Source organism: Oribacterium sp. NK2B42, assembly GCF_000424445.1.
Taxonomy (GTDB): Bacteria; Bacillota; Clostridia; order Lachnospirales; family Lachnospiraceae; genus Oribacterium.
Genome location: NZ_AUJX01000003.1, coordinates 87136 through 101717, shown reverse-complemented (window position 1 = coordinate 101717; position 14582 = coordinate 87136). Strand labels below are relative to the sequence as shown.

19 protein-coding genes and 2 pseudogenes are annotated in these 14582 nt (G+C 43.1%); all 21 read right to left on the bottom strand.

Annotation, left to right across the window (positions count from 1 at the left end; all coding sequences use genetic code 11):
- Positions 1 to 9 precede the first annotated feature (9 nt).
- A pseudogene (locus tag G625_RS17690) lies at positions 10 to 1152 on the bottom strand (terminase large subunit); the annotation flags it as partial.
- Positions 1153 to 1172: 20 nt separating this feature from the next.
- Positions 1173 to 1412 carry a P27 family phage terminase small subunit gene (locus G625_RS17685; protein WP_044931075.1) on the bottom strand — a complete coding sequence of 80 codons (240 nt, stop codon included), beginning with the start codon at positions 1410 to 1412 and terminating at the stop codon, positions 1173 to 1175.
- Positions 1413 to 1500: 88 nt separating this feature from the next.
- On the bottom strand, positions 1501 to 2553 hold the full coding sequence (locus G625_RS0100490) for a HigA family addiction module antitoxin (protein ID WP_029199548.1): 1053 nt from the start codon (positions 2551 to 2553) through the stop codon (positions 1501 to 1503).
- Between the two features lie 32 nt (positions 2554 to 2585).
- Positions 2586 to 2882 (bottom strand): type II toxin-antitoxin system RelE/ParE family toxin, encoded by a 297-nt coding sequence (locus G625_RS0100485; RefSeq protein WP_029199547.1) that lies wholly within the window; start codon positions 2880 to 2882, stop codon positions 2586 to 2588.
- A 193-nt stretch (positions 2883 to 3075) separates the two neighbouring features.
- A complete protein-coding gene (locus tag G625_RS21750) occupies positions 3076 to 3441 on the bottom strand; it encodes an HNH endonuclease (RefSeq protein ID WP_084152694.1) in 366 nt (121 codons plus the stop codon).
- 112 nt (positions 3442 to 3553) lie between these two features.
- Positions 3554 to 3973, bottom strand: a complete 420-nt coding sequence (locus G625_RS0100475) for a DUF1492 domain-containing protein (protein ID WP_029199546.1) — start codon at positions 3971 to 3973, stop codon at positions 3554 to 3556.
- 88 nt (positions 3974 to 4061) lie between these two features.
- On the bottom strand, positions 4062 to 4346 hold the full coding sequence (locus tag G625_RS0100470) for a VRR-NUC domain-containing protein (RefSeq protein WP_029199545.1): 285 nt from the start codon (positions 4344 to 4346) through the stop codon (positions 4062 to 4064).
- Positions 4347 to 4535: 189 nt separating this feature from the next.
- Positions 4536 to 5249: a DNA primase family protein gene (locus G625_RS22655; RefSeq protein WP_198014786.1), complete on the bottom strand. Its 714-nt coding sequence runs from the start codon at positions 5247 to 5249 to the stop codon at positions 4536 to 4538.
- Positions 5250 to 5260: 11 nt separating this feature from the next.
- The gene (locus G625_RS22650) at positions 5261 to 6193 is read right to left on the bottom strand and encodes a hypothetical protein (protein ID WP_198014785.1); all 933 of its coding nucleotides are present in this window, start codon (positions 6191 to 6193) and stop codon (positions 5261 to 5263) included.
- A gap of 21 nt (positions 6194 to 6214) precedes the next feature.
- A complete protein-coding gene (locus G625_RS0100455) occupies positions 6215 to 6625 on the bottom strand; it encodes a gp33 family protein (protein WP_029199543.1) in 411 nt (136 codons plus the stop codon).
- A 74-nt stretch (positions 6626 to 6699) separates the two neighbouring features.
- Positions 6700 to 8142, bottom strand: a complete 1443-nt coding sequence (locus G625_RS0100450) for a DEAD/DEAH box helicase (protein ID WP_029199542.1) — start codon at positions 8140 to 8142, stop codon at positions 6700 to 6702.
- Positions 8132 to 8341, bottom strand: a complete 210-nt coding sequence (locus tag G625_RS0100445; RefSeq protein WP_242826560.1) for a hypothetical protein — start codon at positions 8339 to 8341, stop codon at positions 8132 to 8134. The genes G625_RS0100450 and G625_RS0100445 overlap by 11 nt, the downstream gene beginning before the upstream one ends.
- A 95-nt stretch (positions 8342 to 8436) precedes the next feature.
- Positions 8437 to 9057, bottom strand: coding sequence for a sigma-70 family RNA polymerase sigma factor (locus G625_RS0100440; RefSeq protein ID WP_029199540.1), 621 nt, complete (start codon positions 9055 to 9057; stop codon positions 8437 to 8439).
- Positions 9058 to 9349: 292 nt separating this feature from the next.
- Positions 9350 to 9700, bottom strand: a complete 351-nt coding sequence (locus G625_RS0100435; protein ID WP_029199539.1) for a hypothetical protein — start codon at positions 9698 to 9700, stop codon at positions 9350 to 9352.
- A 43-nt stretch (positions 9701 to 9743) separates the two neighbouring features.
- Positions 9744 to 9992 carry a hypothetical protein gene (locus G625_RS0100430; protein ID WP_029199538.1) on the bottom strand — a complete coding sequence of 83 codons (249 nt, stop codon included), beginning with the start codon at positions 9990 to 9992 and terminating at the stop codon, positions 9744 to 9746.
- The gene (locus G625_RS0100425; protein WP_029199537.1) at positions 9989 to 10429 is read right to left on the bottom strand and encodes a hypothetical protein; all 441 of its coding nucleotides are present in this window, start codon (positions 10427 to 10429) and stop codon (positions 9989 to 9991) included. Before G625_RS0100425 ends, G625_RS0100430 begins: the two co-directional genes overlap by 4 nt.
- Before the next feature lie 66 nt (positions 10430 to 10495).
- Positions 10496 to 11455, bottom strand: a pseudogene (locus G625_RS23570) (DUF6017 domain-containing protein).
- Positions 11456 to 11548: 93 nt separating this feature from the next.
- Complete coding sequence (locus G625_RS0100415) at positions 11549 to 11887, bottom strand: replication initiator protein A (RefSeq protein ID WP_029199536.1); 339 nt, start codon at positions 11885 to 11887, stop codon at positions 11549 to 11551.
- Between the two features lies 1 nt (position 11888).
- Positions 11889 to 12800 (bottom strand): ParB/RepB/Spo0J family partition protein, encoded by a 912-nt coding sequence (locus G625_RS0100410; RefSeq protein ID WP_029199535.1) that lies wholly within the window; start codon positions 12798 to 12800, stop codon positions 11889 to 11891.
- Positions 12790 to 13575: a ParA family protein gene (locus tag G625_RS0100405; RefSeq protein WP_029199534.1), complete on the bottom strand. Its 786-nt coding sequence runs from the start codon at positions 13573 to 13575 to the stop codon at positions 12790 to 12792. Before G625_RS0100405 ends, G625_RS0100410 begins: the two co-directional genes overlap by 11 nt.
- 1 nt (position 13576) lies before the next feature.
- Complete coding sequence (locus G625_RS23230) at positions 13577 to 14053, bottom strand: DUF6462 family protein (RefSeq protein ID WP_330364920.1); 477 nt, start codon at positions 14051 to 14053, stop codon at positions 13577 to 13579.
- Positions 14054 to 14582: the final 529 nt, after the last annotated feature.

Below are 14582 nucleotides of genomic sequence, written 5' to 3'. Positions count from 1 at the left end.
CCTCCTTCGTCAAAATACAAGTAATCCGCGCTCATCATAAACACTCCCTTGCGGCTCCGTCTGATTGCGTATACATCGGTCAAGTGCAATGATTGCAGCCACAATGCCGTCGATCTTCTCTTTTGATTTTGCCTTCGTTACCTTGATGTTTCCGGCAGAATCCGTATCGACCACCACGTTGCCGGCCATCCACATGAGACCCGGATGCCCTCCGTGAATGATCTGGCCTTCCATGAGCAGACGATAGAAATCTTTTGTCGGTTCGGACATTGAAGCAAAGCCCTGGCCGAACGGAACCATCGTGAATCCGTCACCCTCCAGGTTCTGGATCATCTGCGTAGCGTTCCATCTGTCCACCGCAATCTCAACGATGTGGTATTTCTCCGCCAGATCATTAATGAACTTCTCAATGAAGTCATAGTGGATCACGTTACCCTCAGTCGATAACAGGTATCCCTGCCTCTCCCAGATGTCATAAGGAGCGGAATCCACCTTCACCCTCTGCGGAATTGTCTCTTCCGGCACCCAGAAGAACGGATGCAGAGTGTACTTCTCATCCTCATCCCTCGGAGGAAACATCAGTACTAGTGCTGTAATATCACCCGTGCTGGATAAGTCCAGACCGCCATAACAGTCCCTGCCTTCCAGCGAAGACAGGTCGATTTCTTCATTACCCTTCATGAATATCGCATCCTGTATCCATGCAACCGTACTTGAAACCCACATGTTCAGCCTCAGCCACTTGAAGGTCACTTCGTCTGCCGGATTCTGTTTTGCTTCCCGGTAGGCATCGCGCAAGCGTTCAATATCTACCGTATATCCCAGCGAAGGATTGACCTTGTACCAGTTCGCTTCATCCTCCCAGTCCTCATCATCCTTCAGTCCATAGACCACCGGATAGAAGGTCGGATTCACACGCCGGCCTTCCAGAATATCCACCGCTTTCGTATGAAGCTCATAGGCGATGGAATGTCTGTCCGTTCCCGCCGTAGTGATAATAAAATGCAACGGATTATGTCTGGCATCCGACGATCCCTTTGTCAAAACGTCATACAGCTGTCTGTTCGGCTGCGTATGAATCTCATCAAACACCAATCCACTGACTGAAAATCCATGCTTACCACCGACCTCTGCACTTAGCACCTGGTAATAATATGCTCATGAGCCTCTTTTCATCTGGCATAGGACTGACAATAGGCTGCAAATGCAGACCGGTCGATCTCCGTCAACACTCCCATCTGGTTCAGTTTTTCCGATAACCGGATCCATTCTATCTTAGCTTCCGGTAATAACCATGCAGGGCACTCGGGCATTCCCTTACCCGGATTCGGTTCTTTTGTGTTCAGTTTTCTCTTTCCCGGATTGCCTTCCAGCTTTTTCACTGCTGTAGGCTTTGGCTTTCTTCCAGCCATAGAGCATCGCCCTCCTTCCTTCTGCTTTGCATAATAAAAGGACCATGCTCTTCACATGATCCTTCAAAAGATTTTTTGAATATATCCTTTATACAGCTATTTTATATTGCTCTTTCAAATTATTCAACATACTGTACTTGATCATTCCTTCCAGCTGCATTCTCCCGACTACTATCCCCGGAGCAATTCCTTGAGCTTTTGCAAATTGGAGTACTCTTCTCTCTGAATAATCCCTTTCCTCTCTGAAAGCTTCAAAATCATCAGATGAAATAAGTGTATCACCAGACCATTTGTCCGCTGCTTTCTCATCATCTTCAGATGTACCATTAGGCTGCCCTACATGACCAAGAGCGATGTGCGCAAGTTCATGGAACAGGCTGAACCAAAACTTGTCAGCATCCTTACCTCTGGCAGTAAGCCCTACAACAATCTTTTTCCCGTCCATAAAAGAAGCCCCCTGGAGGAATGAACCTTTAAGGTGCGGCAGAAATACTAAAGCTATTCCACAATCCGCAAGACATTTCTTGATCTGAGGACAGAATTCCTTAGGTTTAAGAACTGTCATTTTTCTTATCTCTGGCATAGTAGAAATCAAACCTTTGATATTGATCGGAGCGGTTTGGATACCACGCGCCTTAATCTTTGCCTCCTGTGCCCATGCCATTAATGCCAGATCACTTTTTTCTGTTATTGCCAGACGTCTGCAGGCAATTCTCGTAATCTGCTCACTCCCAAGAAGTGAAAGTTCAACAACCTCAAAGTATTTCCTCAGATTGACAACCTTCTCCTTCGCTTCTCTAGTCTCCGGAACCCATCCAAACTTTGCCATCTCGCTATAAGGAAATTGTTTGGCCATTTCAGCATCAGCATCCATTGCATTTTCTGCTTCAGCCTTTATGATCTTCTCTCTGTATATCGCCTCAAGATTATTCCAAAACTTTGCCGGTACACCTAAAACCATTTCTAATCTAACCGCGGTCTCCGGTGTAAGCTGCACCTCACCGTTAATGAGCTTGCTGATATGCTTTTCAGACATATCCATCCTGGCTGCAAACTCCTTCTGGCTCATGCCTCTGTCATTCAACTGCTCTTTAATTGTCGCCCCAGGTGGCGTTGCAATATAACTGCGACTTCTCACCATAGTGCTACCTCCTTGACTTGTCATCTTGACCTCTAATGATAATCGACTATTTCCAAAATGTTTGCTATTTGAATCTCGTCGCCATTCTTCTTGAATACCAATCTGTACGGATGAACCAAATCCACCGCGTATTGCCCTTTTCTATTCTGCGTAAGTGGATGACATCGTCCGATATGGAACTGTATCATCATCTCAACAGTATCTGCTGCACCAATTTCATCTATACGCTGATGTATTTTTTCGGCCATTTCCCTACCGTAGGTTCTCTCTGCAGTTTTGGCATCCGTACAAACCTTTTTGATTTTGTTGTTCTTGTACGTGATATCCAAACCATCACCTCTCTTTCGGATTTACCTTTGAGGTAAATCCATGATAGCACAGATATCTTAATCAGTCAAGATGTTTGTTTACCTCAGAGGTAAATTCTCTTTAGTTCGAATTTCACTTTTCGTTTCGCGATTTTGCACGCATGCCCCCCGCGCCGTTCCCTGGGAGCCATACCTGTAGAGATTTCACCCGCCCCTACCCGTGATGGTTTCCCCAGTAGTCCCCTCTCTTCGCGTGTATGGTTGAGTGACACGACTTGCACAGCGCGATCACGTTACTGCGATCGTGCGTGCCACCTTCACTCAAAGGTAGCTTGTGATGGATCTCTTCAGTCGGCACGATAATTCCACGTTCAAAACACAACTCACAAAAGGGATGCTCCGCAGCATACTTCTCACGGATTCTCTTCCATGCACGACCGTATCTCTTCTTCGTAGACTTATCTCTGCCGTACTTCTCATAATTACTGTTCACCTTCTGCTGATGCTCCGGACAGTAACGACCGTCAGTAAGGTTCGGACAGCCCGGATATGAGCACGGCCTTTTGGGTCTCATTGACATATTCATCATCTCCAATATAAAAGCCCGGCAAGGATCTCTCCTTCCGGGCTCTCATCATATTCACTATCGCCATTATAACTATATCATAGGAACGATATCTCATTCTATCACATTAACTCTCCACTTTATAAAATTTGGAAAGTTCCCTTAACGCCTTATCATGCAGGCGAAAAGTGTGCTGCATACTGTAGCCCATATCCACGGCTATCTGCTCCCATGACTTGAAGCAAAGGTAACGCTGCTCCAATATGATCTGATGCTCATGACTATCCATCATCTTGATCAGGTGGGTAATGTCAGCTTTCAGATCAACCAGCTTGTCAATATCGTGATTGATTTCATCTTCCAACTCCATAATCTTAATAATGGCATCTTCGATCTTGGACTTTCCCTTATTGGGATTGCGCGGCATATCTGAAAATGTAACCGTTGCTTTTGTTGCCAGATCATGCAGGGCACCGATCTGTTCCAGTTTGGAATTGATTCTCTGGTCAATTCTGTATGCCTGCATCAAGTATTCTTTAATCTTCATTGTCGATACCTCCATCAAAAGGTTTATTGTTATATCCTTTGCGGCATCGATGCATTGAAGCATTGTTTTCTGATTCAGTGTGCTATGTTCATTGCAGGGAACCGTCTATCACGGCTCGCACCTCATCCACGGACCTCACCACCAAGGCAGTGTCCCCGGCATTTTGGATTTTTCTGATTGTAGCCTCCTGTAACTTGGTAGGCTCTCCATCCTCGGTCTTAACTTCAAACCCGTAAAATCTGCCATGAAGGCAACAGATAATATCGGGGATTCCGGCGGTACCGTACATTCCGCCATGCTCTTTCCAAGCAAAACATCCCGGCACGGTTTTTAAGTACTTCAGAATTGCTCTTACAATATCCGATTCCTTCATCTGTCAAATCGTCTCCTTGTTTTTCAAGGCTTCTGACACATTTGACACTTGATTTCCATTTTTAAGGAACATTTTTCAAAAATCCTGCATATCTCTTAATATGGCATTATTTCCACGCACATATATTGGGAAGATAGGATTTTGGTGTCAAAATGTGTCAATGTGTCAAAAACCAAATTCAATGGAACTTTAATCCAGGATCTCACCCAGCTTGATTCCTGCAAGCGTCCTCTTTTTGCCAACTTTATCCACGCTCCTTGTAACTCCGTCATTTGCTGCAACGATCTGTGATACAAACTGTTTCTGTGAAAAGGGCTTCAATCCACATTCTTCGCAGTAAGCCTTGTATGCATTGTAAAGCTGTGTTGAACCGACCTCGTAACCATCTCCAAGCTCGCAATCTTCCTTGACAAAGGACAGCACGCTGTCACTTTCCTCGCGATACTGCTGCAGCTCTTCCCTGTTGATATCGGTCTCTGAAAAAACATAATGGTTAGCCATCAAGCGGCGTAAACCTTCCAGCGCAAAGAGAAAAATACCATCTGCCTCAACCCTGAACTTATCAAGCAGGTTCGGATCCTTCTTTTCCTGAGGCACTGCATGATTAAAACGGATAATGATCAGTCTTCTGTAAAAACCATCCGACCTGTCACCGTAATTCTTAGGAATGCTATTGCAGGAAAAGAGCAGCCTCGCATTTGACTGAAACGAGAACGGATCACGGTTCTTTTTCTCAACGGTCAGGTAATCTTCACCGACAAGAGCCTTAAAAATGTCGTTATCATCAATATTCTTCGTCGGAAGATCCGCAAAGATATTTGCCAGCTTTCCGAAAAGCTCTGCTGTCTTAAAACGTTCATTTAACGCCTGCCAGGATACATTGGACACATTTTCCTTCCCCAAAAGCAGCTCATTCAGTACCATGAGCAATTTTGACTTGCCCCGCCACCTGCACCAAAAATAACAAAGCACTTCTGAGCCAGATTTACCGGAATAAGAAAGTATCCCAGCATTTCCTGTATCAGCTTGACCTGACCCATATCGCCGCCCATCGATTCTTCCAAAAACTGCTTGAACCTCGGACAATCAGCTCCCGGATCATAGCTTACATTCAGCTGTATCGTAGAATAATACTCTGCCGTATGCTCTGTAAGCGTATCTTCCAAAACATTGTAAAGACCGTTTTTCAGATTCAGGATATAGGGATTGGAATTAAGCTCCCTGATTTCCTTACGAACAAGCAGTCTCCACTGATGTTCCGCATCGTTGATCTGATTCATCTTGGTCTCGCTTGCGATCATCTTATCCCGTACCAGCTTCTGATTAAGCTTACGCCCCTTGGAAAGCTGTCTCTTCAGATACTTGGTAAATTCCTTCAGCGATCCCGTAGGAAGTGAAAGTACCATCGGGAAAAGCTCACCCTCCATCAGCACATAGATCATGCGGCGGTTCTTACAAGCTTTGCTCTGACCATCCCCGGAACCGAACTGGTTCAAAGGACAGGTAGCACAAGCACCGCCAGGATTACCTGTACCGTTCACGCCGTCAAAGGAACCACAGTCAGGCGGATTCAATCCACCTGTATACTTTTCCTTGTAATAAGCGTAGGCAGGATGATGAAGTAAGATCACTCCAACAATCTCCTTAACCATATTCACTTCTTCACTGTCACCGTCCGGGATCTCGAAAGCCGTTGACCCACCGGCAGGAATCTTTATCCTGTCGAAAGTAAGATCAAGCCCTGCAAGATCCTCTGTCGCATCATTCAGCACCCCTGCATTTGCAAGAGCTGCAAAACCACTTGTAACTGCCACTTCTGTAGCTTTGTTCTTTTTTTCTTCTGACATTTTTCCGATCCTCCCTGTCTATTAACCTTTGCGTACTCCCACGGAAACCTTCTCATAGGTACTTACCACCTCGGAAAGCCAGTCCGGAAGTTCTTCACCGTGCTCTGCCATCTGTTCCTTTACAAAGGATGCCAGTGTGTTCGCATTCACGGTTTCTACTACAATGGAGCCGTAACCCTGATCTTTTAAGGCCTGCATCAGCTCATCCTTGCGACCTGCTGCCGATGAAGCAAAAAGCCTTGTGTTTAAGTAGAATGTATTTCCATTCCTGCTGAACCGATCCAGCTCTGCCTCTGCCATAGCATCGGATAATGCAAGGTCAAGCTCATCAATCTCTGCGGTCACCTCTTTGACCTGAGCATCAAGCTCCTTCTTGCGGTTTTTGGCTGCTTTGAGTTTGTCAGCCAATTCAAATATTTCCTGATTTGTCATGGTGCTTTTCACCTCCTTCTACTACAATCCGAAAAAAACAACCCCCTGTCTTTTCCGGCTCATAGCAGCGCATTTCAATCCTTAAACGGATTCTTGCCTTTCCTGTAATCATCAACCAAAAGCTTTGCCAGATCTCGTTTCTCTCGAAGAGATCTGAGCACCTTACGGTCTACCGTATTCTTCGCAACCAGATAGATATACAGACAGTTCTCTTTCTGAGATACTCTATGGATGCGGGCTTTCGCCTGCTCGAAATTAGACATGGAATAATCCAGGCTGTAGAACACCATTGTCGAAGCAGCTGTCAAAGTAATCCCTAATCCTGCCGCCGCTATCTGTCCTACAAACACCTTGCAATCCTCATCTTCCTGAAATCGGCGTATCTCTTCAGCACGATCTTTTACGCCACCTCTGATCAATGAATAGCCTATGCCCTTTTTCTCCAACAATTCCTGTATATCGTTTAATTCCGGAATGAACCTTGCCATAACCACAAGTTTTTTCCCCTCATCCATAGCGGCATCCAGAATATCCGAAAGCGCATCCAATTTTGCCGTACTAACGGCATTGTCATCGCCTTCGTCATCAGTCAGGTGTCCGCCGGTAATCTGAGATAATCGAAGCAATCTTGTTAAAACATTTACCGCGCTTACTTCAGAACCTGCCATCTGGGTATAGGATTCTTTTTCCAGATTCGTATATAGCTTCATAGCCCTGGGTTCTAACTCAACGGTTCTCACTTCTTCGGTAATATCCGGAAGATCAAGACATTCTGCCTTTGTTACTCTGTATACCACGGAATGCATCTTTTTCAGGAAATCTTCTCTCAGATATTTGCGGAACACCGGCGTATGGTTGCCATATCCAAGCATGTCAAAATATCGATTTCTGAACGCATAAAAGCTTGTGCCAAATATTTTGCTGTTTATAAAGCGATACTGTGAAAAAACATCAATTTCCTTATTAGTAATCAAGGTTCCGGTCAAAAGCAGTTTGTACCTCGCCCTGTCTCCCAAGGCGTGCATACATTTACCTGCTGCCGTCTGGGCAGATTTGATCTTGTGTCCTTCGTCTGCGATGATCAGATCTGCATCAAAGTTTTTAAGTTCTTTTTCAAGCCTCCATGCCGATTCATAATTTACTACCACGATCTGAAGCCCCTTGTCCGATATTTCTTCCAACTGCTCCCGCTTCTTAGCCATACTTCCCTTAAGAACTATAAGTGAAAACGGGAATGCCGAAAAATGTTCAAACTCTTCTTCCCAGACTCCGAGAATACTTAAAGGTGCCACAATCAAAACGCTGCTTACTTTTTCAAATTGATAAAGGCATCCAGTGATCTCGATAGCTGTGATAGTTTTTCCGCACCCAATCTCCATCAAAAGTGCGGCTCCCCTGCTGTAGAACGGTGCATTGAAGATACCGAATAATCCGCATACAAAACCAAACGCCTTGACCTGATGCTCGTAAGGATTAGCCTTTATCGGCATCAGCAACTTTACTTCATCAAGCGTCATACCCGGCACCTCCCTTTCGCAGTTCTTTAATCTCCACGCTGGAAACAGTCTCTCCCGGAGTCAGAACAAATACCTCGCAGAAATCGCCAAATAATAATTTCAGCAACCTCACCGTAAGCATAAGCCTTCTGCCTTTCAGGAGTTCTGTCTTAGTGCCGTTTTTCTCAGCTATGCTGATACATACTTTGTGTTTCATCATCATTCCTCCAATCTGTCATGTACGGGACTAAGCCCGGAGGTTGTTTCTTCCTCTACTACAAGCCGAAATAAACAACCCCCTGCCGTCCCTGCTCCTTACTGCTCCGCCTTTTCAAAAAGCTTCTTCAGGCGATCCAGAATCTTTTTCTTTCGATTCCCGACAGATTGGGGAGACTTATCGGTGCCGTTTGCAGCATTCCCTTCGTCACAGATCTGCTTCAATGTCTTTCTGGCACCGAAATGTTCGTAGATCAGGTTGATCTGATCCTCTGTCAGCAGCTTCATAAAATCCTCTAACTGCTGAATTTCAGGTTTAACTTCCTCTTCCTCTGGAAACAAAGTTTCAAAAATATCTGCTTTCGGATCTGCGATCATTGCCCAGGCATCCGTATCAGACATATCCTCATCTTCCCCGGCCTTTTTGTTGTTCACACGGTTGGAAAATTCATAATCCGCATTTTCATCCTGATAGCGATTCTGAAGATCCACTTCGTGATCAGCATGGTCAAGCATAATGATCCATTCTGCATTCTCTCCGTTTTCTCCAAGAGGAATGGTGCACACCGGCACTTCAACCCACTTCTTACCTCTCTTTTCCCATGTGGTATAAACATAGTTGCCATCAGCATCCATGTAGGAACCACGGTTTCCGTCGTACTCACTGGTACGAACAGTCTTTACTACATTGTTCTTAGAATCTTCGTTCTGTGCTGCCATAACTGAAACCTCCGTTTCGGCTATGGTCAGCTGCTTCACTTGACTGTTTTTTAATGTCCGATGATCCACCCTGAAGCAGCACGCTTTCGCGTAGTGCCCCGTGTACTTTGGAGCAGAGCTTCACATCGAAGGCAGTTAAGGTCGTTGCCCGACCGCCGCCGGAGTGATCAGTTACGGCGGATAAAAAAAGCCACTTAGATCACATCCCAGAAATCAAAGCACGAGCTATATTCCTCGTGGCTCTGAGTCCTGTAATGCGCATCTAAGTGGCTTTACGAGTGACTCGGTTATTTTATTTTTTTACTCTTCTTATTGCCTTACCTGCATAAACAGGTATTTTTTTACCCATAAGACGGCAGGATACGTTCAGTACATCCTTTTCCTGCAGTGGTTCCGGTGTCGATACTACAAAGCATTTGGCACCAGTCGGACATTTCGGAAAGTATGAACAACGATATTCGTACTCATCTCCTTTTGTAAAATCCGCTTCTGGCGGCATTTCGTAATCCGATCCAAACATTCCGATTAAGTCCTGGTAAGTTGTCTCTCCGGTTACAATAGGCCTCACCTCCTTAAAAAGTCCAGATATATAAAAAGCCGGAGTCCATTCCTCCACTACCCGTGAAAGAATCAACTCCGGCATCGCGTCCTCGTTTAGTAACGGAACAAAGCTCGGTATTAAATTATTAACTTGCCCGCATGCAGGCTTGAAGATAAATTTTACGTTCTGCGTCTGTCATATTAATAAACATCTGATATAAAGCATCGCTCATGCAGATCTTCCGATATTGTTTTTTGTGCCTGTTATCCGAACACTTTACATACAGAAACAATCCTTTTGACTCACGGACAAGTTCAAAAGCTTTTTTTCCGTCGTTATCAGTGATTGGTATACTATCGGCATAATCAAGCCACTTTTGACTTTCATACTTCATTTCAAACCTCCTTTATGTTTACTTAATTTGTTTACATAAACTGCCGCTCTGGATATGAATTTATACTCCTGAGATCCGTTCTTTTCTATAATTGCTCTGTCCACACCGGCAATCTGTCCGTTACGTACTGCCTCGTTATATATCTTTCCAAGACGTGCCCTGATAGAAGCTGGTGATTCTTTGATATTTTTCTCGATGATGATCTTGTCTACATTTTTAAATGTTGGAAGATCTGAAAGTGTAAACTCTACATCCATCTGCTCTGATTCATTTTTTAAAGACTCCATGGCAATGCTGTAATCAAAGCTGTGTTCAGTCATAAATGTTTTCTCCAGCTCACTGACCACCAGAGAATTCACACTTAAATACCTGCTATCTGCTTCCTGCTTCAGCCTGTCATAAAGTTCCTGACTGACAGATAAATTGATTCTTGGCATATCATCCCTCCTATGAGTGTTATACAACCATCTATGATTTAATTATATGAGTGTTGTGCAACAGTGTCAATTAGCTTTTCTGATTTCTTCATACCTTCCATACATGTAATAATTCACTTCAGCTCTGTAATAACTTCCCATGGTTGCAGGTGCATTGAAAAGTGTTGAAAGTATATAGGATTTTATGTTCCTTATCTTTGTCGTATTGTTCTTAAGGCACTCCATCACATATTCCAGATGACCATAGTTAAGTTTCAGGAACTTTGATTTAACAAGCTCCGCCGGATATTCGTTTTTTGAAATCCATACGGACTTTCCTCTGCAAAGTACTATCTCAAGGATTAAGTCATACATACCGTCAATTATATCTGTGTCATGAGGATAACTCTCTTTCAATGCCTCCAGTTCAACATTCTCTCTGATCTTCCTGGCATATACCGCATACTCTTCATTCATATCCTTATCATCCGATAAGAGCTGATTAGATATGTTTATATTATTGTTATTTGTATTATTATAATTAGCATTGGTTTTACCCATGTCTGGACTTTGATTTTTCCCATCTCTTGACATTGGTTTTTAAAAGGTCTTGACATTGGTTTTTCCCATGTCTGAAACAGTCATAGTTTCATTAGACATTGATTTTTCCCATGTCTGAGTCTTCTCTGCCTGAACGAAATTCTTCAGGTAGATTATTGCAGGTTTTCCCTGCCCCTGCCTTTTTCTTTCTATCAGACCGATAGCTTCCAGCTCTTTAAACATGTTTCCGGCCTTGTTTTCCTTACAGTTGAGCATTTCCATGGCATCCTGCTGTGAAAAGTAGATATATGCCCGATTCTCGGAATCAAACCACTTGTTTTTTATAGATAAGGACATCCTGTCTAGCATAAGACCATATAAAACCTTGGATTCTACACATAATTCTTTGAAAAAATCATTGGTGAAAAGCAACTTGGGAATTCTATAAAATGTGAGGATATCAGCTTCCTGATCCGTAAAATAGTCGAAAATGATTTTATCGTTCAATCTGTTTCCCTCCCTCCAATGAGCTTTCATACTTCTCTATGAGCTTAGGTGGTGCAGTTTCTGCACTACCCGACACTCCTCAGGACTCTCTGCTCATTGAAATTTTTGACATATATCCTGCTGGCCTTTCCTTTGATCTGTATCCTTGATATGAGTCCGATATCTTCCAGCTCTGCCAAACATGCGATTATGGTATGCCTTGAAAACCTGATATCTTTCTGAATCAGACTTAATGGATACAGGATTGTAAATCCGCCTTTCTTCATCTATCCATTTATTCCCTGAAGCCTGCTTCATTCTGTCCAGCATAATCGCATACAGCATCTTTGAAGAAGGAGAAAGCATTGAAAACCTGTTTCCAGTAAGAAGCTCCTTCGGTATTTCTATTGATGTGAACTGTTTTATCTGATTTCCATAAAAATAATCCATCATATCATTGATCCCCACCTTTTTGTGATTTCTTCCATTGTTCCAGTAGTTCTGTCATGATCTTCTCAATCTCTGTCTGTGAGTAGTAAGCCGGGAAGTACTTATTTAGTTTCCTCTCTGAAAATGTGATATGTTTCCTGACCTGTGGTGTTGCTCTGCTCTCTATAAGTATGTCAATAAGCTGTTCTTGCGTCAGGGAATCATCCTCCCTGTATTGTCTTAAGGCCATGAGCTGTTCCTGTTTTATCATTCCATTCTCATAGATATACTCGTAGATCCATTGCTGGTAGTTATTGTTAAGATAAGAAATTTCCTGAGCTACATTTATAGCAAGTCTCCCTGCATCAACCATATCGAGAAGCTTTGGTATCAGATAAACCAGTCTGATGTACCTATGAACCTGGGCACGCTTTAACCCCACAGTTTCTCCAACTGCTTCTGCTGAATGCAACTTTGTCTCTTTAGTAGACAAAGTTAAATCTGAGCGGCTTCCCCTATGATTCATTGCATCCATTTTCATTTTCAAAGAAAATGCCCTTTCACTGGGAAGTATCTCTTCCCGCTGCATATTGGCATCTACCATTGCGATAGTTGCATCATCATTGGTCATTTCTTTGATAATTGCCGGTATCTTTCTGAGTCCGGCTCTTTTTGCAGCATGTAGTCTTCTGTGACCTGAAATCATTTCATAGGTGCCTTCATCATCCGGTCTGACCAGAACCGGAGTCAAAACACCATTTTCTTTGATGCTATCAACGAGCTCATCCATGTCTTCATCATCCACCACTCTGAAAGGATGATTCTCAAAGGGATATATTGTCATCACATCAAGATCTACAGTACCTTCAACACTTGGTACGCCCAGCAGTTCATCTACACTAGCCAGCTTTACCTTTTTTCCAACTCTACATGGCATGGCTTATTACCTCCTGAATCAGTGCACTGTATGCAAATGCTGCCTTCCCCTTAGGATCATAAACATATAGACTGCTTCCAGATGCACTTATTTCTGCAGCTCTGACTGATAAAGGTATTTCAATGTGAAAAACATTGATGCTGGAGGAATAAACATCATAGACCTGTTGTGCTATGTCTTTTGCATAGTTTGTCCTGTTATCGACCATAGTTATCAGTATTCCCTCAATTTCCAAATGAGGGTTTAGCTGCTTCTTTACACGTCCAATGGTCTTTATCAGTTGCTGAAGACCTTTAACCGGAAGATAGGCAGCCTGTACCGGAATCAGAACTGAATCAGCGCATGCCAAAGCGTTGATGGTCATCATCCCTAATGAAGGCATACAGTCAATGATGATATAGTCGTATAGTTCTCTTGCCTTGTTAACGTATGATTTCAAAATAGTCTCTCTACTGATCACGCCGGTAAGAGTGATCTCCAGACTGGATAACTCAATATTTCCCGGAAGTATGTCTACGCCTTCTTTATGATGTATAAGCCCATAGGTGACATCAATGTCCTCATCTTTTATAATATTTATCATGGCAGTAGCAAGAGAATACTCAAGCCTGTCCGGTTCATCACAACCGAGACTGATGGTAAGCGAACCTTGGGGATCTGCGTCGATCATCAAGACTTTATAGCCTTCCCTGGCAAGGCCTACCCCTAAATTCACACAGGTAACGGTTTTTCCGACACCGCCTTTCTGATTAGCTACAGAAATCACCTTACACATTTTACATTCCCCCCTCTTCATCAAATGACTCTATAAAAGCATTTACCTTTTCGATATTCACAAGGATGATGCCCTTAACTCTTCTTACTGCATTTGCATCCTTTGCCAGTTTTTCAAAGGTATGTCTTCCCATGGAATAAAGTTCTGCTCCTTCTGCATACCGTACATATTTCTTCTGACCGCTCTTTATAAGTTCATCTATGTCTTCTATCTTTTTTCTTCCTCTTGGCATATCTGTTTCTCCTTCGGTTATTTCATCATATAAACAATTGGCTTCTATATAAGCATCAAGCTTGTCCAGATCTACAAGAGCTGTCTTTCTCAGCTTGAATGTTGCACCGGCTTTGATTGCCAGTAAGCGGAAGGTCCCATATGGAAGAGTATATTTCCTTGCACCTTCAAAATAACTGCAGAACCTGTGACCGCTTCCTTTTAAATACTGGTCAAGGTTCACCGGCGGTGAGTTGTTCTTTTTCATTTGCTTCCTCCTGTAATCCATAAAGAGACGCATCGTTACTAAGAAGCCTTGGAAATTAAAAAAGCCAGGTATTCTCTATTGCTAGAAAATACCTGGCTAAATATTAACCAATTTAAATTGTCAAGATATTGCGTGAACCGGTTGATTCCATGAAACATTCATAAATGGTCGTAAATCTACCATTCATGACAACACTTTTACAATCCATAGAGGACACTGAAATTTTAAGGTAAAAATCCATACACGCTCATAGAAGTCCATGGATGTCCAACAGGTTCGTTGTACTCCCGTGTACTGATTGGATTATATTGTATCGCTATGGTTTTCTTTGATGTTCAATGAATCCATGTATCAGTTATTACTCTTCAGCGTGGGGAATATTTGACGCTACCTCATAATTCGCAATAACCTGCAATAATCGGTATTTGTAATCCCTCATTTTTTCCGATTCGCACTGATTTACAATGATCCGTATGTAAATTTGTGTTACTGATGTGTTAATCGGAAGATTTTTAAGAGCTTTATGGTT